Source organism: Rhizobium sp. WYCCWR 11146 (assembly GCF_013591995.1).
In the GTDB taxonomy this organism is placed as follows: Bacteria; Pseudomonadota; Alphaproteobacteria; order Rhizobiales; family Rhizobiaceae; genus Rhizobium; species Rhizobium indicum.
Window position 1 is genome coordinate 256,981 of record NZ_JACCEY010000016.1, and the last position, 25,938, is coordinate 282,918.

Genomic DNA, 25,938 nt, shown 5'->3' on the forward strand with positions numbered 1-25,938 from the left:
GTAGCCCTTGAGGATGTAGTCGCTGCTCGCGTCGTTCGAACTCTTGATGGAAAGGCCGTGCGCGCGCGCCTCGGCACCGAGCTGGCGCGAGAGCGGTGTCACGGCCTGCACCGGCGCGCCGATGATCGGTAGGAAGCGCACGGTATTGCCGCGGGCGGAGGAGGAACTGGGGGGGAGGGCGGCGGTCTGCTGCGGCTGTTGCGCCTCGGCCGGCGGAGCCGGTTGTGCGGCAAGCTCACCACTGGCCGCCGGCGGGGGCAGCGATTGTCCGTCGATCGGAGCAGAGGCGGCCGGTGAGGAGCCGCTTCTCGACAGGGCGTCTGCCTGTTCCTGCATCGTCGTCGGCGCCGCGCCGGTGCCGGGCCGATAGGCCCGCTGCGACTGATCATAGGCTGGATGGTAGCCGCCCTGCTGCGAGCTTCCCGAGAAACGCGGCTGGCGGGTGCCCGCCAAACGCTCGGCTTCGCTCTGCGTCACCGGGCTCGACGGGGCTCCCCCGGAGGAATTGCCGATATCGACCTGGGGCGTCAGCGCATCGGTCGTATTGCAGGCTGTCAATAGAGCCATGACGAACAGGAGCGTGGGCACAATCGCAGCTCGCGTCATCCCTTGGTCTGTCCTTCCCGCAATCGCAATCAGCCCCACCCGAATTTATGCGGGTGGGGACGGTCATCTGTCAATTCCGGATTCTCACCGGTCAGAGCCCGATGAAATCGAGCGGATGGCGGGATAGCGCGCGCGGCGCGTCCGCTGTCGTCAGATAGGTCTGGCCGAGCGTCATCGCCGTGCCCGTATCGGAATCGGCGATGATCATGTGCACGAAGAGCGACATGTTCGGCTCGATCGGCTGCGGATTGCCGACATGAAACATCTGATGCTCCATCCAGGAGGGCGAGAAGCGGGCGCCGAGCGAATAACCGCAGGCATTCAGCCGGTGGCGGGCCAGGCCGCGCTCATCAATGATCCTGGCATGCATGTCGAAGACATCGCCAAAGGTCTGGCCGGGCTTGAGCACGGTCTCGATCGCCTCGATGGTTTCGCGGCAAGCGTTATAAAGCTCGCGGTGGCGATGCGTCGGCTCGCCGATGACGATCGTGCGCATCATGGCGGCATGGTAATGCGCATAGGCGCCGGCCCATTCGAGCGTCAGCTGGTCGTTGGCGTCGAGCTTGCGGCGGCCGGCCTTGTAGCGGCAAAGCAGGGCATCGGCGCCGGAGCCGATGATGAACTCGTTGGCGGGGTAGTCGCCGCCGCCGGAAAAGATCGCGCCCTGCATGGCGGCGAGGATATCGGCCTCGTCGGCGCCAGGTTTTGTCAGCCGGATCGCGGCATCGAGCGCATCGTCGGCGAGAACGGCGGCGCGCTCGACATAGGCGACCTCCGTCGGGCTCTTGATCAGGCGCAGGCGGCTGACGAGGTAGGAGGCGTCGACGATCTGGCCGAAGGTGGTCATTTGTGCGTCGAGCAGCCGGGCGACGCGGCCGGTCATGCCGTGCGTATCATATTCGATGCCGATGCGGGCGCCGAGCAGGTCCATCTCGACCAGCAGGTTCTTCAAGTCGAGCGTCGGGTCGGCATTGACCCGGTCGACCCAGATATGGATGTCCTCGAGGATCGAGGTATGCCTGGCCTGGCGAAGATCGGCCGAGCGGGTGATCAGCGCCATGGTGCCGTCGCTCTTGACGACCAGCGTCTGGAAGAAGCAGTAGCCGAAGGTGTCGTAGCCGGTCAGCCAGTACATGCTTTCCTGGGCGAAGAGCAGCAAGGCGTCGAGCTTTTCTTCCTTCATCTTCTCGGTGAGGCGCGCAAGCCGGCTTGCGAATTCGGCCTTTTCGAAATGCAGTGCCATTCTGCTCAAGTCTCCCTGATTGATATCGCGGAAATCTGGCGGCCGTAATCCGGCTCCTTGCGATGTGTCGTCCTACGGTAGGAAAAGAAGCGCTCATTGTCCGGATAGGTGCAGAGGCCGAGGCTTTCGGCACGCACGCCGGCTTTCGTCAACCGGTCGACCGTCAGCGCCGGCAGGTCGAACATGGCGTGGCCGGGCGCTTCGGAAGGCACGAAAAAGCGCTCGTCCTCCGGGTTTTCGGCGACGAAACGCTCGACGAACTCAGGGCCAACCTCATAGCTCGCCTGGCTGATCGAGGGGCCGAGGCAAGCGACGATGCGAGCGCGGTCCGCACCCAGTGCCTCCATGGCGGCAATGGTGTTTTCGAGCACGCCCGTCAGCGCACCCTTCCAGCCAGCGTGGGCAGCGCCGATGACGCGATTGTCGGGGTCGGCAAACAGGATGGGTCCGCAATCGGCGGCGAGCACGCCAAGCGCAATGCCAGGGGTGCGCGTTACCATCGCATCCGCATCGGGGCGGGCGCCGTCGTAATCGGCGCCGATCGTCACGACATCGGGGGAATGGACCTGATGCACGGTTGCCAGCCGCTCGACCGGCAAGCCGAACCAGGCGGCGACGCGACGACGGTTTTCCAGGACTTTGTCGCGTTCGTCGCTGGAGCCGAGGCCGACATTAAGGCCACGATACAGCCCTTCGGAAACGCCGCCGGCCCGAGTGAAATAACCGTGCCGGATCGTGGCGCCCGCCGCTTCGTTCAGCAGCGCGCTTTCGATCGGTGCGGGAGAGGCCGCGTCCTGCATCTGTGATTCCGGGGTTTTCGAGGGGTTTGGTATTATCCCAAGCGCATCGCATATACGGCGCGCTTCAAGTTCTTGTTTCGGGCGGATGTTGAACCAGCCGCGTGCGCCCTGTCAATCCACCGGACGAAAGGGCATGAGATCGAGGGCGGGATAGGAGACCGCCATCACCTTGAAGAGTTCGCCCATCCGGCCTTCACCGGCGCCGGCGAGCCTTTCGACCGCCGCCTGGATGACCTGTTGGGTTTGCGGCTCGCGATCGCGGCCGAGGGCGGCGGCACGTTCGAGGATGCCGAGGCCGGTCAGGAAATCACCCTGGTGCAGGGCGCCGTTCAGATGGAGGCCGGCCGCAAGCGCCGTTTCGGCGAGCTGCTGGAAGTCGACATGGCTCGTCAGATCGGCTTCGCCGGGATGGGCGAGCGGCGGGTCGAATTCATGCATGCGCACAGCCTGCAGCGTATCACCGAAGCCGGTGACGAGATGGCCGTAGTCGATCGTAAGCGCCGTGCCGCTGAAGGCGCGCAGCCGCTCGCAGATCGCCATCATCACCGCCTGGCGGGCAGGCGAGATCTCGAAGAGCGTGCCGACCGGCACGTTCTGCACCGGTTCGGGAAGAAGCGTGGGATCGAGACCGGCGACGCCGGCGGCGAAAGTCAGCTCGCCATCGGCGTCGATACCGACCATGCGCTCACGGAAACCCGTCGGCATGCGGACGAACTGGCGGATCGGGATGGCGTCGAAGAGTTCGTTGGCGGCAATCAGCGTGAAGCCGGGCGGTACTTCGTCGAAGCCATTGTGCCAGGTGATCTTCTCGCCGTGGGGTTCGAGCGTCTGGCGCTGGACGTCGCGCAGCCGTTCGCTGGTTTCGACGAGATGCACGGTCATGGCGTCGAAAAGCGGTGGAGCGATGCGGGAGATGACGCGCAGCATGTCTGATATCATGGTGCCGCGGCCGGGGCCGATCTCGACGAGGCGGACGCCTGTCGGTGTGCCGTGGCGCTGCCACGCATGGACGATGAAGACGCCGATCATCTCGCCGAAAATCTGGCTGACCTCGGGCGCGGTGACGAAATCACCGGAACGGCCGAAGGGCTCCCGGGTGCGATAATAGCCGTGTTCGGGGTCTGCCAGGCAGAGCGAGAAATAATCGGTGACGCTGATCGGGCCGTTGGCCTGGATAATCGCCTTGATCTTTTCGCCTAGAGCGGTGGTCATGTCGCGCGTCCTGCCGTTTCAGAGCTGCAGCGCAGCCTGGCGGCGGGCCCGCAGCATCGCCCAGAGGCCAAGCAGGATCATCGGGGAGGAGAGCACCATGCCCATGGTCAGCCAGTTCGTGCCGAGGAGGTAACCGAGCTGGGCATCAGGCTCGCGGAAGAATTCGACGAAGATGCGCGACAGCGCATAACCGCAAACGAAGACGCCTGTAATGAAGCCGGGGCTTTTCAGCGCGCGCATGCCATAGACGAAGGCGGCCAGCACCAGGAGCAGAACGATGCCTTCGAGGCCGGCTTCGTAAAGCTGGCTTGGATGGCGGGCGAAGGGACCGCCTGTCGGGAAGACCACGGCCCAGGGCACGTCGGTCAACCGGCCCCAGAGCTCGCCATTGATGAAATTGGCGATGCGGCCGAAGAACAGGCCGAAGGGAACGACGGCGGCGACGATGTCGAACAGGCTCCAGACCGGGATGGCGTTGCGGCGGGCAAAGAGGATCATGGCGATCGTCGTGCCGGTCAGGCCGCCGTGGAAGGACATGCCGCCATTCCAGATCTCCAGCGCACGGACGGGACTGCGCAGGACGGCGGGGAGATCATAGAAGAAAATATAGCCGAGACGACCGCCGAGGACGACGCCAAGCGCTGCCCAGACGATGAAATCATCGAGCTGCACCTTTGTGATCGGCGAGGTGTTGCCAGGCCAGAGACTGTCATTGGCGGCGAGGCGACGCGCATAGGCCCAGCCGAGCAGGATGCCGGCGACGTAAGCGAGACCGTACCAGTGAATCGCCAGCGGACCGATCGAAAAGGCGATCGGATCGATATCCGGGAAAGGCATGATGGCAAGGAGATCGGCTGCTGTCGGCAAGGTTTTCCACCCGTTGAGTTGCGCGGAACATGCCGCCGCGATCCCGGACGGTCAAGTCCATTGTTCGTGATGGCCCGTTCCCGGCCGGTTCCGGCAAGCTTATCCCGTGTAAAGCGCTTGCATCGTCGATGGCGAAGCCCTACCTCAATCCTCGAGGCCCTGAAGGGCTGAATTCACCTCATGCCAAGGGAGAAAAACGCCATGACGACCGGAACGAACCGCATCATGGACGAATTCGCCAAGCTGATGACCGATGCGGCCGGTGCCGCCCAGGGCGTCCGCAAGGAGATCGAAACCGCCTTCAACGCCCAGGCCGAGCGTTGGCTGAACAGCATGGACATCGTCAAGCGCGAGGAGTTCGAGGCCGTGCGCGAGATGGCGATCAAGGCACGCGACGAGAACGAGGCGCTTGCCGCCCGCATCGCAGCACTCGAGGCGAAGCTTGCCGGCGAGGGCGCTTAAGTCCCGATACGACACAGATGCGGCGTTGCCTTCATGCCACACGCCGCATCTTCCGTAAAAAAACCAGGTGAGTTTTCCACCTGTGGACACTGCCAAAAAAGCCAATTCGCAGAGTCGCTTATTCTCCCTTCTGAATTGAATTTCGAAGAGCCTTTCCACAGTGGCCGGTCCTATTTTCCCTTCAGGGGGCTGGCAGGGGGCAAGGGGCGCTATACACTGATTTTAAATGATGATTCGAAGCGACTTGGTAAGCTCCGGGCAGGTTATCTGCGTTAAGTCTGGCAGCGGTTCAACGATCATCCGAGTGGTGGTTCCGGTATTTTGCGTGTGTCTTTCTTGTGTTCGTACACCAAGTTAGGTCGCATTCGTTCCGGTCAAGAAGGTGCTGCATGAACCTGATGGAATTGGAAGTCGAGCGTCAGTCGAACCCGGTCGATATGATCGAGTACGTTGCCTCCAACAACGACTGGTCGTTCGAACGGTCCGGCGAGGACGAGATCGCGATGACGGTCGAGGGCCGCTGGACGGACTACCACGTCTCCTTCTCCTGGATGGAGGAATTCGAGGCGCTGCATCTTGGCTGCGCTTTCGATATCAAAGTTCCCGACATCAGGGTCAACGAGGTGGTCAAGCTGCTCTCGGCGATCAACGGGCAGGTGCTGATGGGTCATTTCGACCTCTGGCGCCAGGAAGATGTCGTCATTTTCCGCCAATCGCTGCTGCTTGCCGGCGGTGCGGAGCCTACCAATCGCCAGGTGGAGGTGCTGCTTTCCAGCGCGCTCGATACCTGCGAAGCCTATTTCCAGGCATTCCAGTTCGTCGTCTGGTCCGGCATGGAAGCGACGAAGGCGATGGAAGCCGTGCTGTTTGAAACGGTCGGCGAGGCATAAGATGCCGACGACCCCTTTTCCCTCGACACATCCCGTCGTCCTGATCGGTGCCGGAAACATGGGCGGGGCGATGCTCTCCGGCTGGCTGAAAAGCGGCGTTCCGGGCTCGGCCGTCATCGTTGTCGATCCCGGCCCGTCGCCGGCCATGCTTTCGACGATCAGCGAGGCTGGTGCGACCCATCTGACCGCGCTTCCTACGGATTTGAAGGCAAGCGTGCTGTTCCTCGCCGTCAAGCCGCAGGTGATGGAGACGGTGCTGCCGGCGGTGAAGAGCGCCGTCGGGCCGGATACGGTCGTCGTCTCGGTCGCAGCGGGCAAGACGCTCGGTTTCCTCGAGAAGCATCTTGGTAAGGCCGCCATGGTGCGGGCCATGCCGAACACGCCGGCCATGGTCGGGCGTGGTGTCACCGGCGCTTTTGCGAATTCAGGAGTCAGCGATCCGCAGCGCGAACGCGTCCATTCGCTTCTCAGCGTCTCGGGGCCGGTCGAATGGGTGCCGGCGGAAGCCGATATCGATGCCGTGACGGCGCTTTCGGGCAGCGGTCCGGCTTATGTTTTCTATCTCGTCGAATGTATGGCGGAGGCAGGCCGTAAACTCGGCCTGCAGGCGGACCTCGCCATGCGTCTTGCGCGGGAAACAGTCGCGGGGGCTGGTGAACTCATGCACCAGTCCCCCGACGACGCTTCGCGGCTGCGCGAGAACGTGACCTCTCCCGGCGGGACCACGGCGGCGGCGCTCGCCGTGCTGATGGCCGAAGACGGCATGCAGCCCTTGTTCGACGCAGCCCTTGCGGCGGCGCGCAAGCGGGCCGAGGAACTGGCTGGCTGACGGAGACCATATGGCCGAAGAGATCACCTACGCCGATTTCGAGCGTGTCGATATCCGCGTCGGAACGATCATCGAAGCCAGTCCCTTTCCGGAGGCGCGCAAGCCGGCGTTCAAACTCCTGATCGATTTCGGTCCTGACATCGGCATTAAAAAATCCTCAGCGCAGATCACCGTGCATTATACGCCGGAAAGCCTGATCGGCCGGCAGGTGCTCGGCGTCGTCAATTTCCCGCCGCGCCAGATCGGGCCATTCCGCTCGGAAGTACTGACGCTGGGTTTCGAGGATGAGAACGGCGCGATCGTGCTTGCTGCGGTCGAACAGCCGGTGCCGAACGGCCAAAAGATGATGTGAGCGCGAGCTCGCACTAAAGCGCGTCGCGTCGAATCGGATTCACGCGACGCGCTTCAAGTCTTTATTTTATGCAAGTCGTTATCCCAAAACCGCTGCGCACTTTTGGGCGACATGCATTAGTTGTTCGGAGCTTCGCCTGACGTGGTCGCATCGGATCCTCCACGAGGCCTGATCTCCTGCAGGAATGGATTGCTTCGCCGCTCGTCGCCGATGCGGCCGCCGGGGCCGTGGCCGCAGATGAAGCCGACGTCGTCGCCGAGCGGCAATACCTTGTCGCGGATCGAATCGAGAAGCTGCTGATGATTGCCGCCGGGCAGGTCGGTGCGGCCGATCGAGCCGTTGAAAAGTACGTCGCCGAGATGAGCGAAATTCTGCGCACGGTTGAAATAGATGACGTGGCCGGGGGCGTGGCCGGGCGTGTGGTAGACTTCGAATTCATGGGTGCCGAAAGAGATCTTGTCGCCGTCCTTCAGCCAGCGGTCGGGTACGACGTCGCGCAATCCTGATATGCCGTATTTTTCAGCCTGTGTTTCGATCCGCTGCAGCAGCGGCAGATCGTCCTGATGCGGGCCGACCACGTCGATGCCGAGGGCTTCCTTCAATTCACTGGCGCCGCCCGCATGGTCGAGATGGCCGTGTGTCAGCCAGATTTCCTTGATGGTCAGGCCGTTCTGGGCAATCGCCTGCAGGATGAGCGGCACGTCGCCGCCGGGATCGACGACGACGCCTTCCTTGGTATCGGGATCGAAGAAGATCGTGCAGTTCTGCTGGAAGGGTGTCACCGGAATGATGCCGGCCTGGAGCATGCCCATATGTGCCTCGCTTCGTGTCTCTGTTGCTTCGGGTATAGTCCGAAACCACGGCAAGGACAGCCGGAATCTTCCGCCATTGCGGCCTGCCTCACGGCAAAAAGACGGACTGCAACAAGAGTTTATGCCTCTCTTCGCCATTGCCGTAGAGCGGAAAAATCGAATTTTCTTCAATTCTTCAAGGCACTTGGATGAAATCTCCCACAAGCGGCATTTCGCTGGGCGGAGTGCCGGGGAACATCGTGGAACCCCGCGCGTTGTCAGCCCATCGAAACCAAGGAGACGCTCACATGACCTTGAAGAGAAACATTCTGTTGGCTGGAGCCGTGCTCCTGGCAAGCAGTGGTTTTGCGCAGGCGGAGATGATGGCCACGACGGTCAATGATCTCAACGTTCGCGCCGGCCCGGGGCCGCAATATCCGACGGTCGGCCTTGCCACCCGCGGTTCGACCGCGGTGCTTGATGGCTGCATCGAAGGCAGCCGCTGGTGCCGTGTCGACGTCAACGGCATGCGCGGCTGGGTCTATGCCGATTATCTGCAGGTCGATCATGGCGGCAGCTCTGTCATCGTCGAACAGCACCGCGCCGAGATCGGCGTTCCCAGCGTGACTTACGAGTCCACCGCAAGTGTCGTTCCGGCCGATCCGCAGCCGGCACCGGGCGACGAGTTGCTCGGCCCCGTCGGAGCGGTCGAGACCATCACCCCGCCGGAGACGGTCCGCACCTATATCGACACCAATCCGGGCCAGACGGTGCAGCTTGGCGGCGACGTCGTCGTCGGCGCGGAAGTGCCCGGCGATGTCACCTTCCAGACGATTCCCGACTACGAGTACCGCTATACGAGGATCAATGATCGGCCGGTGCTGGTCGATCCCGGTACGCGCCGGATTGTCTACGTCTATCAATGACGTGATCGACAGGAACTGAGGCGAGGCGGACATCGGACCGCCTCGTTCCGGGGCGCTTCTCCCTGCCTTAATCCCGCATCGGTTGATTTTTCTTAACGCTTTCCTCCAAAATATGATAAAATACTAATATGCCGAAGATTCGGCATGGATCGGCGATCGGGGGGATCGCCAGAGGAGGAAATCATGGAAGCCCTACTTCCGCTCATCACACAATTGATTGCCGGCGCAATCGGCGGCAACGCCGCGAGCGCCGCTTTGAAGCAGCAGGCGATCAACGTCGTTGCCCGTACGATCGCCGGTGCGATCGGCGGCGTCGCCGGCGGCATGCTGCTCAGCATGGTCGGTGGGGAAGCGGCTATGACCGGCCTGATCGCCGACGGCATCGGCGGCCTGATCGGCGGCGGCATTCTCTCGACGCTCGCCGGACTGGTCATGGCGCGGGCGCATAGATAAAGGCCCGACTGGTCTGTATGTACAGGCCGCGCGTCTTTTCAGACGCGCAAAGGACGCTGTAGCACTTTGAACCGCTGCATAATTTCATCCTTAAACTGATTCCGATTTAAGGAATTATGCAGTGGCCGGACCGATTGCGTGAGGCCCTTATTCGGCGGCGATCGCCGCCGGATAGACTTCCTTCATGTAGTCGTTCATCGGTGTTTCGGAGATCGTCGACGGCGTGAAGCGATACGGGCCGATTTCGGAAACCCGGTCGATGACAGTTTGGCGGGTGATACCGTTAAGGAAGCAATCCGGGTCGGCGTGTGAATGACGCCATCCTTGATGAAGAAGATGTTGGCGCCGGTCGCCTCAGTGACCTGATCGAGATAATCGAGAGTCATCGCGTCGGCGTAGCCCTTGGCTTCGGCGACGTGCGAGGCGCAGGGCGCTGTCTTCGGATCGGGACGACGGTATTCGGCGATATCGAGGCGGATGCCCTTCAGCTTTTCGGTCGGGTTGAAATAGCTGCCCCATTGCCAGATGGCGATGGCCATGGCGACGTTGATGCGGTTGGTCTGCGCCGCCGGCCGCCATAGGCACGCTTCGCCTTCGAAGACGGGGCTGGCATAATGCAGGCCGTGGGTCAGCACATGGATCTTGGTGTCTTTCCAGGCGACGAACTCACCGTTGGACCATATTTGCCGTCCAGTTGGTCGAAAGGAACTGAAGCCATCCCTAACTCCTACGGCCTTCACGCGCCATGCCTGTTGATTGTTGTCCCCATTACGTTTTATCCACAGACGCGAGGGGAAAATCGCGTATTGCGTCGGAGTGCCGGACAGGCCTTGGTTTCCGGGGAAATGCCAGGGAAATGAGAGGCCGTGCAGGTCTCCCGCAGAGTTCGCGGAAAGCTAAGCGACGCAAATTTATGTCAATAAAGCTGACATATCTTCGCGAAAGTTTTCCACGGCGCGCGGAAGAGAAAGGAAATGCCGATTGTCACGACAGACCGGCCCGAAAGCAGGCAAGCCAGAGCCGCTGGCCACGCCGATGGAAGACACTGAGATCATCGATTTCGAGATCATCGAGCTGTTCTTCTTCGCCTATCGCGACTTCGTTTCCGATCCTGATGCTATCCTTGAAAAGAGCGGCTTCGGCCGGGCGCATCACCGCGTCGTGCATTTCGTCAACCGCAATCCCGGCATGACGGTAGCGGATCTTCTCGAAACGCTGAAGATCACCAAGCAGAGCCTTGCAAGGGTGCTGAAACAGCTGATCGACTCAGGCTATATTCGCCAGGTGGCAGGTCCTGAAGACCGGCGGCAGCGCAAGCTCTATCCGACGAAATCGGGGCGAGAGCTGGCGCTTGCCCTTGCCGAGCCGCAATCGCGCCGCATTGAGCGGGCATTCGAAGGGGCTTCTGCGGAGGCGCGGGAGGGCGTAAAAGCTTTCCTCAGCGGCATGCGGGACAGACAGAAGGCGGATTGAATGGCGGTCAAGACAGATATTTCCGACGATGCGGCGCACTTGCTTGTGGTTGATGACGACTCCCGCATCCGCGCGCTGCTCAATCGTTATCTCGCCGAGAACGGCTTCCGCGTCACCGTCGCCGCCGACGGCGCCGAGGCGCAGCGCAAGCTTACGGGTCTCGATTTCGACCTGATCATCATGGATGTGATGATGCCCGGCGAATCCGGCATCGAGGTTACCCGCGGGCTTCGCGCCATCAAGAACGTCCCGATCATCATGCTGACGGCGCTGGCGGAATCGGGCAACCGCATCGAAGGCCTCGAGGCGGGCGCCGACGACTATCTTTCCAAGCCCTTCGACCCGCGCGAACTGGTGCTGCGCATCAACAACATCCTGCGCCGCAACGCCGGCGGCGAGGGACCGAAGATCGAACAGGTGATGTTCGGCCCCTACACCTTCTCGCTGACCCGCAAGGAGCTGAAGAAAGCCAGCGAGGTGATCCGGCTCACCGACCGCGAGCAGGAGATCATGCTGCTCTTTGCGCGGCGCGCCGGCGACACGATCCCCCGCCATGAACTGATCGGCAACGATACCGAAGTCGGCGAGCGGACGATCGACGTGCAGATCAACCGGCTGAGGCGTAAGATCGAGGACGATCCCGCCAATCCCGTCTGGCTGCAGACCGTGCGCGGCATCGGATACAGGCTGAGCATCGACTAAACTCAAGGTTCGGGACCGGCGCTGATGGTGACGATCGACAGCTTGCGGCGGGAAGACCGCACTTCTGCGCCGGGCTGGCGCTCGATCGTCCGCTGGCTGCGCCGGCGGCTGCCGACCGGACTTTACGCGCGTTCGCTACTGATCATCATCATTCCGATGGTGCTCCTGCAATCCGTCGTCGCCGCCGTTTTCATGGAGCGCCACTGGCAGATGGTAACGGAGCGGCTGTCGCTTGCGGTCACCCGTGACATCGCCGCGATCATCGAGATCATCGAGACCTATCCGCAGAATTCGGACTATAGCGAGATCATCCGCATCGCCCGCGACCAGCTCAGCCTGCAGATCTCGATCGAGCCGGACGGCGACCTGCCGCCACCGCGCGTCAAGCCGTTCTTCTCGATCCTCGACGGCATCCTCAGCGACGAGATCACCGACGAGATCCATCGGCCTTTCTGGATCGACACGGTCGGCAACTCGAACCTCGTCGAGATCCGCATCAAACTCGACAACAAGATCCTGCGGGTACTGACCAAACGCAGCCAGACCTATGCCTCGAACACGCATATCTTCATCGTCTGGATGGTCGGCACCTCGCTAGTGCTGATCGGCATCTCGATCCTCTTCCTGCGCGGGCAGATCCGGCCGATCCTGACCTTGGCGCGCGCGGCCGAAAGCTTCGGCAAGGGGCAGAAGCCCGATAATTTCTATCCGCGGGGCGCCGACGAGGTCAGGCGCGCCGGCCTTGCCTTTATCCTGATGCGCGAGCGAATCGAACGACAGATCGAGCAGCGCACCGCGATGCTCTCCGGCGTCAGCCATGATCTGCGCACCATCCTCACCCGCTTCAAGCTGCAGCTGGCGCTGGCCGGCGACAATCCCGACCTGCATGGGCTGAACGACGACGTCAATGATATGCAGACCATGCTGGAGGCCTATATGGCCTTTGCACGCGGCGAGGTCGAAGAGGATGTCGGCGAGCTGAAACTCAGTGAGATCTTCGCGAAGCTGGAATCCGATTTCGCCCTGCACGGCAAAAAATTCAGCTACTCCATCGAAGGCGATGACGATATATCCGTCCGGCCGAACGCTTTCATGCGGCTCGTCACCAACCTTGCCTCGAATGCGCGCCGATATGCCGATAGGCTCGACATCGAGGCCAAGCACAACGCCAAATGGCTGACCGTCATCTTCGACGATGACGGGCCTGGCATTCCCGAAAAGAACCGTGAGGATGTGTTCAAACCATTCTTCCGGCTGGATACGGCGCGTAACCTCGATGCATCAGGCACCGGGCTCGGCCTTGCGATCGCCCGCGACATTGCCCGTAGCCACGGCGGCAACGTCACGCTCAGTGACAGCCCGCTCGGCGGGCTGAGGGCGACGATCCGCATCCCGGCTTAAGCGTTGGCGGTAGCCGCCAGCTTGACGGCTTTGCGCGCATCGAAATCGTCGAGGTGTTCGACGATCCAGCGCCATAGCGAGACGACCTGCATGAGGAGGTCGCGTCCGAGCGGCGTCAACTCGTATTCGACGCGCGGCGGCACTTGGGGATAAAGCGTGCGGATGACGAGGCCATCCCTTTCGAGGGTGCGCAGCGTCTGCGTCAGCACTTTCTGGCTGATGCCCTCGACCCTCTCCATAAGGCGCGAGAAGCGCAGAGGAGCGCCGGCATCGGAGAGCACATGCAGGATGCGCAGCGGCCATTTCGCCGCCGCCCGTTCGATCAGTTCACGGGCCCGCCCATCTTGTTCGTCCGTCATACTGCTGCAGAAATCGAACATGTCACTGGTCAACTCAGTTACCTCAAGGTGTGTATAGATCGTCTGGGTACCTTCTTTCGATCGGATACAATAGATCATACATGAACCGGGAACCAAACAAGGAGGGTTTCCGATGTTCAGAGTCTGGTTGATAACAGGGAGTTCACGCGGTCTCGGCCGGGCGCTGGCGGAGGCGGTATTGGCCGCCGGCGACAATCTGGTGGCGACGGCGCGCGATCCCGGCCAGCTTGCCGATCTTTCCGAACGGTATGGCGATCAGGTCCTGACGCTGGCGCTTGACGTGACAGACGAGGCAGCGGCAGCGGCGGCAGTCAAGGCTGGTGTGAAGCGGTTCGGGCGCATCGACGTGCTTGTCAACAATGCCGGCTACGGCAATATCGGCTCGATCGAGGATACCAGCCTTGCCGATTTCCGGGCCCAGATCGAGACCAACCTCTTCGGCACGGTCATCATGACCAAGGCAGTCATTGCCCTGATGCGCGGGCAGGGGGCGGGGCACATCATCCAGTTCTCATCCGTCGGCGGCCGGATCGGACCTGCCGGCCGCGGCGCCTATTCGACGGCGAAATTCGGTGTCGAGGGTTTTTCCGAGGTGTTGTCGAAGGAGGTCGCGCCGTTCGGCATCAGGGTAACGGTGATCGAGCCCGGCGGCTTCAGGACCGATTTCGCCGGCTCTTCGACGGTGCTTGCCGAAGGGCGACAGGACTATGCGGAGACGGTCGGCGCTACGGTGCGATTCCAGCGTGAATATGATGGTCGGCAGCCCGGCGATCCTGCCAAAGCGGCTGCGGTCGTCATCCACATCGCCGATCTCGACGAGCCGCCATTCCGGCTGCTGCTCGGCAGCGATGCGGTCCACAATGTCGAAAAGGCGGATGCGGCGCGTATCGAAGCCGATCGGATGTGGCGCACCGTCAGCGTCTCGACCGATTTTGATGCTGAGGCCGAGTCGCTACCCTGGAAAAAGAAGGCCGGTTGACCCAGGCAAAACAAAAGCGCCGCTGAAAAGCGGCGCTTTGCATCAGGGATATTCGACGATTCAGCCGGCGGTGCAGAAGTGGCTGCGACCGTCATTGCCGATATAAGTGCCGCTGCGCGGATCGAAGGTGCGGTAGCGGTAGGAGCAGTAACGCTGCCATTGCGGCGACCAGGGCTCCACCGCCGTGCGGACCGGCTCGTAATATTGCGGCTGATCGACATAGACGCGGCGCGGGGCGCGATAGACCGGAGCCGGCTCGTAGTAATCCGGCTCGTAGGCCGGGTCGATGTAGCGGCGCTCTTCGTAAACCGGACCGTTATTGGCATTGGCGATGGCAGAGCCGACGATCAGGCCGGTCGCAAGGCCGACGGCGCCGCCGACCCACGCATCGTCGTTGCCGTGATTGCCATGGCGCCAATGGCGGTCGCGGGCCGACGCTTCACCGATGGCGGAAAGCGTGAGTGCGGCAGCGGTTGCCGTCAGCAGAAGGGTCTTGGCGAGCCTGTTCATCAGCATAAATCCTAATCCCGGGAACCGAACGCCGGTCCCTTTCTCGATGGTCGCAGTCGTACAGATTTTTAGCTGAACGAAGGCTGAACGACAAAACCCGGCATTGCTGCCGGGCTTCAACTCGAATTCGCCAGCCTTGTTAAGGGTTCAGCCCGCAATCTGCAGATTGACGGCCTTCGGGCCCTTGCCGCGGCGATCTGGCTCCGTGTCGAAGCTTACCTTCTGGTTTTCCGTCAGACCGGCCAGGCCGGAGGCCTGAACGGCAGAAATGTGAACGAAGATATCGGCGCCGCCCCGGTCCGGCTTGATGAAGCCGAAGCCTTTGTCGGTATTGAAGAATTTTACAGTGCCAGTCTCTGCCATGCCTCAGGTCCTTTTCTCTCTGCCCGCCATCCACACGGGCAGCATCATAGCATTGCCTCCTTGCGGGAGGTGTTGGCAGGCAATTCTTGAAATTTGAGAAAAAGGTCCCCTCTACCTCGGCCTGTTCCAGGCAGGACTTTCGCCCGCCATTTTCGGAACCGGCTGACCGGGATATTAGCGTTCCCGGCGCGCAAATACTTAAGGACTTCCCATGCTCGCAAAATGCCCGAACGCGCTGAGAGTGCTGCGTTTAAAGGATTTTGGCAAGCAAAAGTTTTTTAACGTGTCGTTGCGGGCACACCCCTGCCGATATCCAATTTGCGCAAAAACGCAAAATTTCCTTCGCCGATAGGGAATGATTAACGTTTTATATCGTCGGCAATATAAGTTCCGAGCAGATTTTCCCAAAAATGCAACGTGAACGCGTCTCCCGCATTCGATAAATTTTTTTCCCGATGGGTGACCCACCCATATTTGGACGCGTGTTCACGTGGCTGGCAGGCGTCGGCGGGTCAATCCCGGCACGAGTTCGACCACAAGCATAGCGATAAACATGAGCGCGCAACCTGCATAACCTGTTACCGGCATCGTCTCACCGAGCAGCAGGGCTGCAAGCGAGGCACCGAAGAGCGCTTCGGAAGAAAGAAAGATCGCGGCCTGCGAAGGCGTCGTGTAGCGCTGGGCGATCACCTGCAGCACGAACGCCACGCCCGAGGAAAAGATGCCGACATAAAGGATTTCCGGCGCCGCGGCCTGTATTGCCGAAAGGCTGACAGGTTCGACGGCTGCGGCAACGGCCAGCGCACAGACTGCGGTAACGGCAAATTGCGTGGCGGAGAGCGCGAGCGGCCTTCCGGTCTCCGAAACGGTCGTGCCGGCAAGGGTGATCTGGATCGCCCAGAAGACGGCACAGACGACGGTCAGCAGATCGCCAGGTGTCAGCGCCGAGAGGTGGCCGCCGGACAGGAGATAGATGCCGGTGACCGCCATCAGCGCGCCTGGCCAGATGATCCAATGCGGGGCACGGCGCAGAAAGAACACGGCGATAACAGGTACGAAGACGACATAGAGGCCGGTGATGAAGCTGGAATTCGTCACCGTCGTCGTCTGCAGGCCGACCTGCTGCGTGGCTGCGCCGCCGAAAAGGGCAAGGCCGATCAGGATATAGAGCTTCGCATGGCGTGCGCTGGTCTTCTCCTTTGCCTTGCGCGCTTCAAAAAGGACGAAGGGCAGCACGGCCAGCGTGGCGACGGCAAAGCGCAGGCCAATGAACCAGAAGGGGCCGATCGCCTTCATCGCCGTCGACTGCGCGACGAAGCCGCCGCCCCAGATGGCGGCTGCGAGCAATAGGAGAAGGTTCGCCTGAACGCGCGTCATGTCGTCCTCAATGGGAAGGGAGATGTGCCCCGGCGGTTAGCAGTTGCGTTTCCTCCAGGCAAGGGTGAAGATTTCATGCCTGACGACGGAGGTGAGGCCATGCGACACCAAGAATGGAAGCCGGCCGGTGATGCCTCGCCCAGAACGGCAGGCTATTCCGGCACGCCGCTCGTCAGGAAACTCGGCCTTGCACACGGGCAGGCGGCTGCTCTTCTCGGCATTCCTGAAACGATCGTCGCCATCAATGGTTTCGACGGTTTTGCGTCGGTCGTCCGCGCGCTTCCCGAGACGCCTCAGCGCATGTTCGACTATGTGCATTTGTTTACGACAGAACGGGCGGCGCTGGAGGCGGCCGCGCTTGCGCTTTTCCATGCCCTGAGGCGGGATGGGATGGTCTGGATTTCCTGGCCGAAGAAGAGTTCCCGCGTGCCGACCGACATCACCGAGGACGTGCTGCGGGAGGTTCTGCTCCCAATCGGTCTGGTCGACGTCAAAGTCTGCGCCGTCGACGAGATCTGGTCCGGGCTGAAGTTTGTCATCCGCAAGGAGCTGCGCGGCGCGTTGTGACGTCTCAGCCGTTACGGGCTTGGGCTCTCGAGATCCTGAGCAGCGCGCCGTTATCCTCGTCCGTAACCATCAGCAGCGCTCCGTCGGGTGCAACGACGACGTCGCGGACGCGGCCGTATTCGCCCTTGAACAGGCGCTCTTCGGTAACGAAGGCGCCGCCGTCGTCACGCTGCATGCGCGAGAGCAGCTGGAACTTCAGCGCCGCGACGAGGAAATTGCCGTCCCATTCCGGGAACATGGCGCCGCGATAGACGACGAGCGCGCCCGGCGCGATCGAAGGATCCCAATAATGCAGTGGCTGTTCCAGCCCCTCCTTGGCGGTGCCTTCGCCGATCTCGGCACCCGAATAGTCTCGGCCATAGGTGATGATCGGCCAGCCGTAATTCTTGCCGGCCTCGGGCTGATTGATCTCGTCGCCGCCGCGCGCGCCGTGTTCGACGGTATAGAGCTTGCCATCCTTGGCGTCGAAGGTGATGCCCTGCGGGTTGCGGTGGCCTTTCGACCAGATTTCCGGCAACGCCTTGCCGCCGTCCTTGAACGGATTGTCGGCAGGAATGCTGCCATCGGCATTGATGTGGATGATCGAGCCGGCATCGTCCTGCCAGTTCTGCGAGCGGTCGCGATTGCCGCGATCGCCGACGCTGATGAACAGCGAGCCGTCACCTGATATCGCGATACGCGAGCCGTACTGGATATTGCCTGACGTGAAGCGCCGCATCGTGAAGATAGGCGTCACGGCATCGAGTGCCTTTTCGTCAGTGGAAAGCGTGGCGCTGAAGGCTTGAGTGCCGGAGCCCTGGCTGTTGGCGATGGCGGCGGTGAAATAGAGTTTGCGAGATGTGGCAAAGTCCGGTGCGAGCGCCACGTCCATCAGGCCACCCTGGCCACGGGCGCTGACCTTGGGCACGCCCCCAATCGGGTCGGAGACCTTGCCGTCGCGGACGATGCGCATGCGGCCCGGCCGCTCGGTGACGAGATAGGCGCCATCGGGCAACACCTCCACCGCCCAGGGATGTTCGAGGCCGTCGGCGAGCTTGTCGACACGAACCGCGAGATCCTGAGTGTTGATGGTATCGGCTGCATCCGCGGACACGGCGCCGAACAGGACCAGCGCTGCGGCGAAATGGAAGGCGGGCATTCTCTTCATCTTGCTTCCCCGTCGTCTCTTCAGGCTGAACGTGGAGCGGGCAGGGGAGAGCTTCAACCTCATTCGGTCTGCAATAACGGCTTTGTGTTCGGCGGCTGAACCGAGCCCGTCGCCTGGTCGTCGACCAATTCTGCCTCAAGGATGTAGCGCAGCGGCCCGCGTTCGGTGGCATTGAAGGGCCAGCAGGTGGTCAGCACCAGGCGGTGGCCATCGGAGGAGGGATCGATGCCGTTGGCATCCCACGGGGCGATGCGGCCCTCGCCGGCCTTGAAGGTCAATAGTTTGCCGTCGCGGCGAGTGACCTCGATCGTATCGCCCGGCCTTATATATTGCAGCCAGCGGAAATGCGTGTCGCGATGGGCGGCGATGACGGAGGTGCCTTCCTCGCCGGGCTGCGGCGTGTTGGCGAGCCAGGCCGGACCGAAGGCCAGAGCCTCGCCGGAGGCGCCGGAGAGCACGATCGCCTCCTTGCCGAGGCGCGGGGCGCGCACCTTGGCCTCCGTGGTGAAATCCGCCCAGGGCCAGGGTTTTGTCTCTTTCCCCTGAAGCTCCGCGGCGAAGGCGCGTTTCAGCAGGATCTGGGAGAGTTCCGCTTTCGCCTTTAGCAGGAAACCGTCGCCGATCAGCGCCAAGCCATAGAAGGCAAGGCCGGCGATGGCAAAGGCGATCGCCTTTTCGATCGAGGAAAGACGCCAGAGGAAGAAACCCTTCCGCTGGCGAGGCTTTGGCATGTCGTGGGCCGTGGCGGCGGCCATGGCGAGTTCCAGATAGGTCGGAAGCGGCTCGAATTCGGCCGCTTCCTCGTTCTGGCTTGCGGAGAGCCTAGAGACCATTGCGCTTGGCTCCGACCGCGATCATGCGCTTGAGGCGGCGGCGCCAGACGGCCAGTCCGCTTGCCGCCGTCAGCGCCAGGAGCAGCATGGTCAGCCCGCGGATGATCTGCTCGTCGGCGCGCGTCGCCGTCTGCGGCAGGTTCACGGTCGTGCTTTTTTGCGCGATTATGGTGGCTGCCTTGGCGGTCGGGGCTGCGGCCATCATGTTTGCGATCTCAGGCGATGCGACAAGTGCCTGTGTTTCGGCTGCAGCCTGCTCCGGTCCGGCGTTTCCTGCCGGCGTAGCCGAGCCACGACGTTCTACGCCGCCAAGAGGAGCAGCGTTTTCGCCGGAGACTTTATCGAAATCCCAGCCATCCGGCAGGTTGAGCGGCAGCTTGGCCGAGCCGAGCGGCTGATCGGCCGGGCGCGACGGGGTGACATCCACGGCGACCAAGCTGGTGACGCGGGAGACGAGATGGTGGACGAGCGCCACGGTCTCGATATCTTTGTCGAGCGCGGCCGGATCCTGCCGTTCATAGGCACGGGCCTCGAAATCGTCGATCTTGCGCCGTGCCCAGAGCTTGGAAATACCGTTGCCGTCGGCGGCATTGGCGATATCCATCTCGACGCGCCAGGGCTGATCGCCTGTCTTGCCGATGATCTGCAGCTTGCCGGCGGGCTTATCGTCAGGCAGCTGCGCGGTCAGCACGACGGGTTCGCCGCTGTAGAGGTCCGGCATCGGGTTCGGCGTGATATCCTCGACTTTTATGCCTTGGAAGGTCGCGGCGATATCGGTCATGGCCGGGTTCTGCAGCTTGGCGAAAAGCTCGCCCATGCGGCTTGCCACCTGGTCGGTCGAGCCGATCGCCGTAAAGGTCCCGCGGCCGATCTCGGCAGCTTTGGTCATGAAATAGGTGTTCGGGGCCGAGCCGATGCCGACGGTGAAGACGCGGGCATCGCCGCGGTTTGCGGTGATTTCCTGGAACAGCTGCCGTTCGTTGCCGATCGCGCCATCCGTCAGGAACACGACCTGACGCAGCGCGCCGCTTATAACCGGTCCCTGGTTTCGCAACGCATCCTCAAGAGCAGGCAGCATTTCCGTGCCGCCGTCAGCGGTGAGGCCCCTGACATAGGCGATCGCCTTTTCGCGATTGTCAGGCGTCGCAGCAACGAGACCCTTGAAATAGTCAGTCATCGTATCGTCGAAACGGATGACGTTGAAGCGGTCGTCGGGGTTCAGCTTGGAGATGGCAAGCGCCAGGCTCTGCCTCGCCTGCTCGATCGACGGGCCGGACATGGAGCCGGAATTGTCGATGACGAAGACCACTTCGCGTTTTGCCGGCGGCGCTGCCGTATCCGGGGCCGTGGGCGGGGTGACGAAGGCGAGCAGATAGGTCTTACCATCAATCACTTCGCGGAAGAGGCCGGCGCTCGGCATCTTTCCGGGAGCGGCCTTCCAGGTGAGTTCGAAATCCTTATCGGCGGGAACGGTGTCCGCCTTCAGGCTGATCGTCCTCGCCTGGTCGCCATCCTGGCTGATATCGACCGCATGGAAGGACGACTTAACATCGCCGAGTGGGAAACCGGCCCGGAGGTCGACGGTCAGCGAAACCGGATTGATCCTGGCGTTCTCACGCGGATCGAGCACGGGGGCTTCGATCTTGTCGCGGTTTTCCACCGGGTCGCGCGGCGTGGCGAAACCGGCGCCGTTGTTGAACTCGACAGTCTGGACGATCGGCGCCGGATTGTAGCGCGGAGCGACGACCATCGGGAAGCGCAACGAGAACTCGCCACCCGACTGGTGGATGGTCTGCTGATATTCGATCTGGACGACGATGGTTTCGCCGGGACCGATATTGGCGACCTGGTTGGTGAAGATGTTCGGCCGCTGCTGCTCGAGCAAAGCCGTCTTCTTGCCCTCGGCCTTGGCCTGTTCGTAGATCTCGCGGGCTTCCTGGCGCGGTTTGATCTGGCCTTCGATGAAGCGTTCGCCGATCTGCATTTTCAGCGCGTCGACGGCGGAATTGTCCGGTAGCGGGAAGACGTAGGTGCCTTCGACCCAACCCTGGCTCGGATTCTGGAAGCGCTGCGTCACCTTCACCCTGGCGATCGGGCCGGAGACATCGATGGCGACATCGGTTTTCAGCCGCGGCGCTTCGACATAGAAGCCCGGCTCTTTCGACGGAAAGAGCAGCGAGCCGCTATTGACGTCGTTCGGCCGGACAAGCGCTGCGAGCTGGGCGGATGCCTGCGGCGTCTCGGCGGCGCGGGCGGCGGAGGCAAGCCCCAGTATCGCGGCGATGCAGGCGGCAAAGGCGGTGACGGCAACAAGGACTGAAACGGAAATTCGGCGCGCACGAATGCGCCCTATGGCAAACTCATCTTCCAGAAACATTGGCATACCCTCAATAACCAATTTCGGATGCCGGATGATGCGGCTTTGATCTCGGCGCGCTCGCGACCGAATTGCGGCGTGGCGCGGCATTTGTTGCGGCTTATTCGTGGCAATGGCCGAATCCGACGATGCCACTGATTTCAGGGGATAAATCCGGATGACTTCAGAGATTGATTCAAGATCTTCGCATGGCGTTTCGACCTCGTGAAGCAAGCCTCTCCGAAGGGCACGGCACGCCGGGTGGGCGGCGTGGCGAACCGATCAATAAGAATCATGCCACCATGACGCCTTTCCGCTTGAAATGCCGTCATACATTGGACATAGAGCTAACCGCAGAACTCCGGTCCCGGCTTTCTGCCCGTTTCAACCATTAGGACCGTTATCATGGCTTTCCTTGCCGATGCTCTTTCCCGTGTGAAGCCTTCAGCCACCATCGCCGTCTCCCAGAAAGCGCGCGAGCTGAAAGCAAAAGGACGTGATGTCATCGGCCTTGGCGCGGGTGAACCGGATTTCGATACGCCCGATAATATCAAGACGGCCGCCATCGACGCGATCAACCGCGGCGAGACGAAGTACACGCCGGTTTCCGGTATCCCGGAACTGCGCAAGGCGATCGCCGCCAAGTTCAAGCGCGAGAACGGCCTCGAATATTCCTGGGAGCAGACGATCGTCGGCACCGGCGGCAAGCAAATCCTTTTCAACGCCTTCATGGCGACGCTGAACCCCGGCGACGAAGTCGTCATCCCGGCGCCTTACTGGGTTTCCTATCCTGAGATGGTGGCGCTGTGCGGCGGCACACCGGTTTTCGTTTCGGCCACCCAGGAGCATAACTTCAAGCTCCAGGCCGCCGATCTCGAAAAGGCGATCACGCCGAAGACCAAGTGGTTCATCTTCAACTCACCGTCCAACCCGACGGGGGCGGCCTATACGCAGGACGAGCTGAAGGCGCTGACGGATGTGCTGATGAAACATCCGCAGGTCTGGGTGCTGACCGACGACATGTACGAGCACCTGACCTATGGCGACTTCAAGTTCGTCACGCCTGTGGAAGTCGAGCCGAAGCTCTACGACCGCACGCTCACGATGAATGGTGTCTCCAAGGCCTATGCGATGACCGGCTGGCGTATCGGCTATGCCGCCGGTCCGATCCAGCTTATCAAGGCCATGGACATGATCCAGGGTCAGCAGACTTCGGGTGCGACATCGATTGCCCAGTGGGCGGCTGTCGAAGCGCTGAATGGCACGCAGGACTTCATCCCTGCGAACAAGAAGATCTTCGAGGGCCGTCGCGATCTCGTCGTTTCCATGCTGAATCAGGCCAAGGGCATTGTTTGCCCGGTGCCGGAAGGCGCTTTCTACGTCTATCCGTCCTGCAGGGGCCTGATCGGCAAGACGGCTCCGTCGGGCAAGGTGATCGAGACGGACGAGGATTTCGTTTCCGAGCTTCTGGAAACGGAAGGCGTCGCCGTCGTTCACGGTTCGGCCTTCGGTCTCGGCCCGAACTTCCGCATCTCCTACGCGACTTCGGAAGAGCTGCTCGAGGAAGCTTGCCGCCGCATCCAGCGCTTCTGCGGCGCCTGCAAGTAAGCGGTTCTCAAAAACACCAATCGAAGGCCTGCTGGCGACGGCGGGCCTTTTTCTTTACGGCGACGTTGACGATGTAGCTGCATGTAGCTACATTTACCCTCATGAAGACCGTTTCGATCCGTGATGCGAAGAACCGCCTGACCGAACTCGCCCGTGAGGTCGAGGAAGGTGAAACCATTGTCGTGACACGCAACGGCCGGCCGGTGTTCGATCTCGTGCCGCATCAAAAACGCGGCGGTTTGAACCTGGAGGCCGGCGAAGCCTATCTTCGTTCCAAGGGTATCACGCGGACGGAGATGTATATCGCCGACGACTTCGACGATCCGTTGCCGGAAGATTTCCTTCTCAAGCCGCTGCCGTGATCATGCGTGTGCTACTCGACACGCATATGGTCATCGCAATCGTCCAACGAAAGCTGACGGACCGTTTTCCTGATGTCCAACGCGTGCTTTTGAACGCTGCGACCGAAGGTTTCGTCAGCGTCGCAAGCCTTTGGGAAATCGCGATCAAGACACGACTTGGCAAGTTGCAGCCGGGACTAACCCTGGACGTTATTCCAGCCTACCTGCAGGGCACCGGGCTGACGATCCTGCCCATCGATATCGCGCACGTCATCACCGCCGCCGACTCCGAGCCGGAGACGCGCGATCCCTTCGATCGCCTGCTGCTTGCGCAATGCAAGGTCGAGGGGCTGCAGCTTGCAACAGTCGACCGGCTGCTCGTTGATCATCCATTGGCGCTGCGGCTCTAAGTTCACGTTCCGATTCAATATGCTCCTCATCTGAATCCGCTTTACCTCGCAAGTCGTTGAATTCCGATTCAAAACGTGACGCAGAGGGACGTTTTGGCGGGTGATCTGCGGTTGCGGGTTGGCATCAAACCAACTAGATATCCGGCATCAGTTTAAGTCGCCGCTTCGGGAGGCCGGGATTTTGCAGCAGAGTGCCGTGATCGTCTGTTCGGATGTCAACATGCTGCCGGCCGCCTGCTGCACCCTGCTTTCCGTCAAGCGCAATCTCTCAGGTTCCACTGTTGAGTTTCTGCTTCTCGGCATCGACCTCAAGCCGAACGAGATCGCCGAGGTCGGAAATTTCGCTCGGCTGCACGGCATGGCTATCAAGGTGCTGCCCTACAATACGCCGGATACGGCGCTGCAGGCGCGGGGTCGCTGGTCGGGCGCGACGCTCGCGCGGCTCTACATGGATCTGCACATTCCCGATCATGTCGAGCGCCTGCTTTATCTCGATGCCGATGTGCTTGCGGTTGCGCCGGTCGACGACATCTTCGCCATGGATTTGCAGGGCAAGGCGCTTGCCGCCATAGACGATTATGTCATGGCCTTTCCCGAGAAGGCCGGCGCACGGCAGCGGAAGATCGGCATGGGCGAGGGCGGCCGCTATTTCAATGCGGGCGTGCTGCTGTTCGACTGGTCGGCCTGTCGGTCGAGGGGGCTTTTTGCCAGGACACGGGAGATTTTCGAGGAGCGGTCGCATCTTTTCGAGAATAACGACCAGGATGCGCTGAACGTCACTTTCGATGGCGACTGGCTGGTGCTCGATCCGCGCTGGAACACGCAGACCGGCCTCCTGCCTTTCGTCGGCCAGCCGGCGATCATCCATTTCACCGGCCGGAAAAAGCCGTGGCAGGCGACTGTGCCGTGGGTGCATCGCCGGATGGCCAAGCGTTATGCCGAGGATCTCGCCAATACGCCATGGGCTTCCTTCTGCAGGCAGCCGTCGATGACGGGCCGGATCGCGGGGTTCCTTTCGCATTTGGGAAAGCGGATCGGCGGGCTGGCGCGGCTGGCACGGACACGCGCTTATTTCAGCAACAGCTAGTGGGGCGGCAAAGCGCATCGTCCTTGGAAAGTGCATGTGAGCCGATATGGAAGCAATCCCCAGCGACACGCAGACAATGGCCGCCCCGGATAGCGGCTTCAATTTTCTGACGCCGGAGGCGTGGAAGGCGCTGTTGTCGCATTATTCCCACGTCGTGCTGGTGGCAAACAGCGAAGCCGTCGACTTCAAACGGCTGCGAAGCGAATTGCCGGAGACGGCGCTCTACGTCTTCTTCAACAATGTCTATAAGGTGCTCGACGAACCCTTCGCCGGCCATGCGGTGCTGTTTGCCCGCAGCGGCGTGATGGGCGCCAATATCGTCCACAGGCGCGAGGCGGCGGATGTCCTGCGCTTCTTTGCCGGCGACGATTTTTTGGGCGTCGTCAACATTCGCGTTTCCCCGGAGGAAAACTTCAGCGAAGAGGGCCGCTTCGAAGGCGCTGAAACCCGTCACCTTGATCTGACGAAAATGCTCGTCGATCTCTACCCGGTGGGCAAGATCGCGACGAGTGGTTTTGCGGTGGCGCTGTGGCTCGCCGAGCTGCAACTGCCGGGCAAGATCCTGCTTGCCGGCTTTTCGGCGAAGAGGAGCGAGAAGTGGAAGGTCTTCGACGTGCACGACTGGACGTTCGAGCAGATCTTCCTGCGTCTCTTTGCACGGATGGGCACGATCTCGATGATGGGCGGCGTGGACGCTAGCCCCTATGCGGCAATTGCCAGACGGTTTCCACAGGTGCCGCCGATCGAGATCGCGATGACGGCGGCCGAAGTCCTGTCGGAGCGGCTCCACAACGCAAATAGCCAGATCGACAGGCTCATGTCCGTCACCAAATCCATCCGCGCCATCGAGGGTTTCTTCCGGCGCTTCAAGCCGAAAACCCGCAAGCAGCGTTTCCTCGAAAAGTCGAAGGAATGACTGTCGAAGCTCTCCTCAAAAGGTGGGGCTGGCAGGCCGCTCTGTGAGTTGACGCTA

Annotated in this window: 29 protein-coding genes and 1 pseudogene; 16 read left to right on the plus strand and 14 right to left on the minus strand. The window is 61.6% G+C overall.

The window, feature by feature from the left end; all coding sequences use genetic code 11:
* The 5 genes from HX899_RS11160 to lgt form a co-directional block, all read right to left on the minus strand.
* Positions 1–606 (minus strand): hypothetical protein (locus tag HX899_RS11160; RefSeq protein ID WP_181292457.1); only part of this gene is annotated, 606 nt, incomplete at its 3' end.
* A 91-nt stretch (positions 607–697) separates the two neighbouring features.
* Positions 698–1,849 carry a Xaa-Pro peptidase family protein gene (locus tag HX899_RS11165; protein ID WP_181292458.1) on the minus strand — a complete coding sequence of 384 codons (1,152 nt, stop codon included), beginning with the start codon at positions 1,847–1,849 and terminating at the stop codon, positions 698–700.
* Positions 1,850–1,854: 5 nt separating this feature from the next.
* Entirely contained in the window at positions 1,855–2,649 is a 795-nt protein-coding gene (gene pgeF / locus HX899_RS11170; RefSeq protein WP_138330401.1) for a peptidoglycan editing factor PgeF, read from the minus strand.
* 111 nt (positions 2,650–2,760) lie between these two features.
* The gene (locus HX899_RS11175) at positions 2,761–3,861 is read right to left on the minus strand and encodes a class I SAM-dependent methyltransferase (RefSeq protein ID WP_181292459.1); all 1,101 of its coding nucleotides are present in this window, start codon (positions 3,859–3,861) and stop codon (positions 2,761–2,763) included.
* An 18-nt stretch (positions 3,862–3,879) separates the two neighbouring features.
* On the minus strand, positions 3,880–4,728 hold the full coding sequence (gene lgt / locus HX899_RS11180; RefSeq protein WP_181292460.1) for a prolipoprotein diacylglyceryl transferase: 849 nt from the start codon (positions 4,726–4,728) through the stop codon (positions 3,880–3,882).
* Positions 4,729–4,929: 201 nt separating this feature from the next.
* Here lgt and HX899_RS11185 point away from each other — a divergent pair, with 201 nt between their 5' ends.
* The 4 genes from HX899_RS11185 (at position 4,930) to HX899_RS11200 (ending at position 7,261) form a co-directional block, all read left to right on the plus strand.
* Complete coding sequence (locus HX899_RS11185; protein WP_003541711.1) at positions 4,930–5,190, plus strand: accessory factor UbiK family protein; 261 nt, start codon at positions 4,930–4,932, stop codon at positions 5,188–5,190.
* Between the two features lie 389 nt (positions 5,191–5,579).
* Positions 5,580–6,080, plus strand: coding sequence for a YbjN domain-containing protein (locus tag HX899_RS11190; protein WP_003541709.1), 501 nt, complete (start codon positions 5,580–5,582; stop codon positions 6,078–6,080).
* Position 6,081: 1 nt separating this feature from the next.
* Positions 6,082–6,909 (plus strand): pyrroline-5-carboxylate reductase, encoded by an 828-nt coding sequence (proC, locus tag HX899_RS11195; protein ID WP_138330403.1) that lies wholly within the window; start codon positions 6,082–6,084, stop codon positions 6,907–6,909.
* A 10-nt stretch (positions 6,910–6,919) separates the two neighbouring features.
* On the plus strand, positions 6,920–7,261 hold the full coding sequence (locus HX899_RS11200; protein ID WP_138386935.1) for a tRNA-binding protein: 342 nt from the start codon (positions 6,920–6,922) through the stop codon (positions 7,259–7,261).
* Between the two features lie 116 nt (positions 7,262–7,377).
* On the opposite strand, the gene HX899_RS11205 is transcribed toward HX899_RS11200, so the two are convergent.
* Positions 7,378–8,073: an MBL fold metallo-hydrolase gene (locus HX899_RS11205; protein WP_138330404.1), complete on the minus strand. Its 696-nt coding sequence runs from the start codon at positions 8,071–8,073 to the stop codon at positions 7,378–7,380.
* A 287-nt stretch (positions 8,074–8,360) separates the two neighbouring features.
* Here HX899_RS11205 and HX899_RS11210 point away from each other — a divergent pair, with 287 nt between their 5' ends.
* Together HX899_RS11210 and HX899_RS11215 are read left to right on the plus strand one after the other, a co-directional pair.
* Positions 8,361–8,978: a DUF1236 domain-containing protein gene (locus tag HX899_RS11210; protein ID WP_181292461.1), complete on the plus strand. Its 618-nt coding sequence runs from the start codon at positions 8,361–8,363 to the stop codon at positions 8,976–8,978.
* 183 nt (positions 8,979–9,161) lie between these two features.
* Positions 9,162–9,431: a hypothetical protein gene (locus HX899_RS11215; RefSeq protein ID WP_003541697.1), complete on the plus strand. Its 270-nt coding sequence runs from the start codon at positions 9,162–9,164 to the stop codon at positions 9,429–9,431.
* A gap of 147 nt (positions 9,432–9,578) precedes the next feature.
* Here the strand turns inward: HX899_RS11215 and HX899_RS11220 are convergent.
* Positions 9,579–10,149, minus strand: a pseudogene (locus HX899_RS11220) (aminotransferase class IV).
* A gap of 263 nt (positions 10,150–10,412) precedes the next feature.
* Between HX899_RS11220 and HX899_RS11225 the strand changes: the two are divergent.
* From HX899_RS11225 to HX899_RS11235, 3 genes are read left to right on the plus strand one after another with little or no spacing between them, the layout of a single operon-like run.
* On the plus strand, positions 10,413–10,904 hold the full coding sequence (locus HX899_RS11225) for a MarR family winged helix-turn-helix transcriptional regulator (RefSeq protein ID WP_181292462.1): 492 nt from the start codon (positions 10,413–10,415) through the stop codon (positions 10,902–10,904).
* On the plus strand, positions 10,905–11,606 hold the full coding sequence (locus tag HX899_RS11230; protein ID WP_181292463.1) for a response regulator: 702 nt from the start codon (positions 10,905–10,907) through the stop codon (positions 11,604–11,606).
* Positions 11,607–11,630: 24 nt separating this feature from the next.
* Complete coding sequence (locus HX899_RS11235) at positions 11,631–13,007, plus strand: ATP-binding protein (RefSeq protein ID WP_025395442.1); 1,377 nt, start codon at positions 11,631–11,633, stop codon at positions 13,005–13,007.
* On the opposite strand, the gene HX899_RS11240 is transcribed toward HX899_RS11235, so the two are convergent.
* Positions 13,004–13,465 carry a helix-turn-helix domain-containing protein gene (locus HX899_RS11240; protein WP_138386938.1) on the minus strand — a complete coding sequence of 154 codons (462 nt, stop codon included), beginning with the start codon at positions 13,463–13,465 and terminating at the stop codon, positions 13,004–13,006. The genes HX899_RS11235 and HX899_RS11240 overlap by 4 nt on opposite strands.
* Positions 13,466–13,499: 34 nt before the next feature.
* Between HX899_RS11240 and HX899_RS11245 the strand changes: the two genes are divergently transcribed.
* Positions 13,500–14,366 (plus strand): oxidoreductase, encoded by an 867-nt coding sequence (locus tag HX899_RS11245; protein ID WP_138386939.1) that lies wholly within the window; start codon positions 13,500–13,502, stop codon positions 14,364–14,366.
* A 60-nt stretch (positions 14,367–14,426) separates the two neighbouring features.
* On the opposite strand, the gene HX899_RS11250 is transcribed toward HX899_RS11245, so the two are convergent.
* From HX899_RS11250 to HX899_RS11260, 3 genes are all read right to left on the minus strand, one after another.
* Complete coding sequence (locus tag HX899_RS11250) at positions 14,427–14,882, minus strand: BA14K family protein (protein ID WP_181292464.1); 456 nt, start codon at positions 14,880–14,882, stop codon at positions 14,427–14,429.
* A gap of 141 nt (positions 14,883–15,023) precedes the next feature.
* Entirely contained in the window at positions 15,024–15,239 is a 216-nt protein-coding gene (locus tag HX899_RS11255) for a cold-shock protein (protein ID WP_003561293.1), read from the minus strand.
* 486 nt (positions 15,240–15,725) lie between these two features.
* The gene (locus HX899_RS11260; RefSeq protein WP_138386940.1) at positions 15,726–16,616 is read right to left on the minus strand and encodes a DMT family transporter; all 891 of its coding nucleotides are present in this window, start codon (positions 16,614–16,616) and stop codon (positions 15,726–15,728) included.
* A 99-nt stretch (positions 16,617–16,715) separates the two neighbouring features.
* Here HX899_RS11260 and HX899_RS11265 point away from each other — a divergent pair, with 99 nt between their 5' ends.
* On the plus strand, positions 16,716–17,183 hold the full coding sequence (locus tag HX899_RS11265) for a DUF3052 domain-containing protein (protein ID WP_138386941.1): 468 nt from the start codon (positions 16,716–16,718) through the stop codon (positions 17,181–17,183).
* Between the two features lie 4 nt (positions 17,184–17,187).
* On the opposite strand, the gene HX899_RS11270 is transcribed toward HX899_RS11265, so the two are convergent.
* The 3 genes from HX899_RS11270 to HX899_RS11280 are packed head-to-tail and all read right to left on the minus strand — an operon-like array spanning position 17,188 to position 21,540.
* Positions 17,188–18,330, minus strand: coding sequence for a PQQ-dependent sugar dehydrogenase (locus HX899_RS11270; protein ID WP_181292465.1), 1,143 nt, complete (start codon positions 18,328–18,330; stop codon positions 17,188–17,190).
* Between the two features lie 59 nt (positions 18,331–18,389).
* On the minus strand, positions 18,390–19,163 hold the full coding sequence (locus HX899_RS11275; RefSeq protein WP_168257729.1) for a class GN sortase: 774 nt from the start codon (positions 19,161–19,163) through the stop codon (positions 18,390–18,392).
* Positions 19,153–21,540 (minus strand): marine proteobacterial sortase target protein, encoded by a 2,388-nt coding sequence (locus HX899_RS11280; protein WP_138330412.1) that lies wholly within the window; start codon positions 21,538–21,540, stop codon positions 19,153–19,155. Before HX899_RS11280 ends, HX899_RS11275 begins: the two co-directional genes overlap by 11 nt.
* Positions 21,541–21,924: 384 nt before the next feature.
* Between HX899_RS11280 and HX899_RS11285 the strand changes: the two genes are divergently transcribed.
* The 5 genes from HX899_RS11285 (at position 21,925) to HX899_RS11305 (ending at position 25,881) form a co-directional block, all read left to right on the plus strand.
* A complete protein-coding gene (locus tag HX899_RS11285) occupies positions 21,925–23,127 on the plus strand; it encodes a pyridoxal phosphate-dependent aminotransferase (protein WP_181292466.1) in 1,203 nt (400 codons plus the stop codon).
* Between the two features lie 101 nt (positions 23,128–23,228).
* The gene (locus HX899_RS11290; RefSeq protein ID WP_011652922.1) at positions 23,229–23,489 is read left to right on the plus strand and encodes a type II toxin-antitoxin system Phd/YefM family antitoxin; all 261 of its coding nucleotides are present in this window, start codon (positions 23,229–23,231) and stop codon (positions 23,487–23,489) included.
* Between the two features lie 2 nt (positions 23,490–23,491).
* Complete coding sequence (locus tag HX899_RS11295) at positions 23,492–23,878, plus strand: type II toxin-antitoxin system VapC family toxin (RefSeq protein WP_138387481.1); 387 nt, start codon at positions 23,492–23,494, stop codon at positions 23,876–23,878.
* A gap of 100 nt (positions 23,879–23,978) precedes the next feature.
* Positions 23,979–24,965: a glycosyltransferase family 8 protein gene (locus tag HX899_RS11300; RefSeq protein WP_138330414.1), complete on the plus strand. Its 987-nt coding sequence runs from the start codon at positions 23,979–23,981 to the stop codon at positions 24,963–24,965.
* Between the two features lie 46 nt (positions 24,966–25,011).
* Positions 25,012–25,881: a 3-deoxy-manno-octulosonate cytidylyltransferase gene (locus HX899_RS11305; protein ID WP_138330415.1), complete on the plus strand. Its 870-nt coding sequence runs from the start codon at positions 25,012–25,014 to the stop codon at positions 25,879–25,881.
* Positions 25,882–25,938: the final 57 nt, after the last annotated feature.

Excerpts from the sequence above, each read along its gene's own strand:
- HX899_RS11165 (WP_181292458.1), bottom strand. The coding sequence starts at position 1,849 with ATGGCACTGCATTTCGAAAAGGCCGAATTCGCAAGCCGGCTTGCGCGC.
- pgeF (WP_138330401.1), bottom strand. The coding sequence starts at position 2,649 with ATGCAGGACGCGGCCTCTCCCGCACCGATCGAAAGCGCGCTGCTGAAC.
- HX899_RS11175 (WP_181292459.1), bottom strand. The coding sequence starts at position 3,861 with ATGACCACCGCTCTAGGCGAAAAGATCAAGGCGATTATCCAGGCCAAC.
- HX899_RS11185 (WP_003541711.1), top strand. The coding sequence starts at position 4,930 with ATGACGACCGGAACGAACCGCATCATGGACGAATTCGCCAAGCTGATG.
- HX899_RS11190 (WP_003541709.1), top strand. The coding sequence starts at position 5,580 with ATGAACCTGATGGAATTGGAAGTCGAGCGTCAGTCGAACCCGGTCGAT.
- proC (WP_138330403.1), top strand. The coding sequence starts at position 6,082 with ATGCCGACGACCCCTTTTCCCTCGACACATCCCGTCGTCCTGATCGGT.
- HX899_RS11200 (WP_138386935.1), top strand. The coding sequence starts at position 6,920 with ATGGCCGAAGAGATCACCTACGCCGATTTCGAGCGTGTCGATATCCGC.
- HX899_RS11205 (WP_138330404.1), bottom strand. The coding sequence starts at position 8,073 with ATGGGCATGCTCCAGGCCGGCATCATTCCGGTGACACCCTTCCAGCAG.
- HX899_RS11210 (WP_181292461.1), top strand. The coding sequence starts at position 8,361 with ATGACCTTGAAGAGAAACATTCTGTTGGCTGGAGCCGTGCTCCTGGCA.
- HX899_RS11215 (WP_003541697.1), top strand. The coding sequence starts at position 9,162 with ATGGAAGCCCTACTTCCGCTCATCACACAATTGATTGCCGGCGCAATC.
- HX899_RS11230 (WP_181292463.1), top strand. The coding sequence starts at position 10,905 with ATGGCGGTCAAGACAGATATTTCCGACGATGCGGCGCACTTGCTTGTG.
- HX899_RS11235 (WP_025395442.1), top strand. The coding sequence starts at position 11,631 with ATGGTGACGATCGACAGCTTGCGGCGGGAAGACCGCACTTCTGCGCCG.
- HX899_RS11240 (WP_138386938.1), bottom strand. The coding sequence starts at position 13,465 with ATGATCTATTGTATCCGATCGAAAGAAGGTACCCAGACGATCTATACA.
- HX899_RS11245 (WP_138386939.1), top strand. The coding sequence starts at position 13,500 with ATGTTCAGAGTCTGGTTGATAACAGGGAGTTCACGCGGTCTCGGCCGG.
- HX899_RS11250 (WP_181292464.1), bottom strand. The coding sequence starts at position 14,882 with ATGCTGATGAACAGGCTCGCCAAGACCCTTCTGCTGACGGCAACCGCT.
- HX899_RS11255 (WP_003561293.1), bottom strand. The coding sequence starts at position 15,239 with ATGGCAGAGACTGGCACTGTAAAATTCTTCAATACCGACAAAGGCTTC.
- HX899_RS11260 (WP_138386940.1), bottom strand. The coding sequence starts at position 16,616 with ATGACGCGCGTTCAGGCGAACCTTCTCCTATTGCTCGCAGCCGCCATC.
- HX899_RS11265 (WP_138386941.1), top strand. The coding sequence starts at position 16,716 with ATGCGACACCAAGAATGGAAGCCGGCCGGTGATGCCTCGCCCAGAACG.
- HX899_RS11270 (WP_181292465.1), bottom strand. The coding sequence starts at position 18,330 with ATGAAGAGAATGCCCGCCTTCCATTTCGCCGCAGCGCTGGTCCTGTTC.
- HX899_RS11275 (WP_168257729.1), bottom strand. The coding sequence starts at position 19,163 with ATGGTCTCTAGGCTCTCCGCAAGCCAGAACGAGGAAGCGGCCGAATTC.
- HX899_RS11280 (WP_138330412.1), bottom strand. The coding sequence starts at position 21,540 with ATGTTTCTGGAAGATGAGTTTGCCATAGGGCGCATTCGTGCGCGCCGA.
- HX899_RS11285 (WP_181292466.1), top strand. The coding sequence starts at position 21,925 with ATGGCTTTCCTTGCCGATGCTCTTTCCCGTGTGAAGCCTTCAGCCACC.
- HX899_RS11290 (WP_011652922.1), top strand. The coding sequence starts at position 23,229 with ATGAAGACCGTTTCGATCCGTGATGCGAAGAACCGCCTGACCGAACTC.
- HX899_RS11295 (WP_138387481.1), top strand. The coding sequence starts at position 23,492 with ATGCGTGTGCTACTCGACACGCATATGGTCATCGCAATCGTCCAACGA.
- HX899_RS11305 (WP_138330415.1), top strand. The coding sequence starts at position 25,012 with ATGGAAGCAATCCCCAGCGACACGCAGACAATGGCCGCCCCGGATAGC.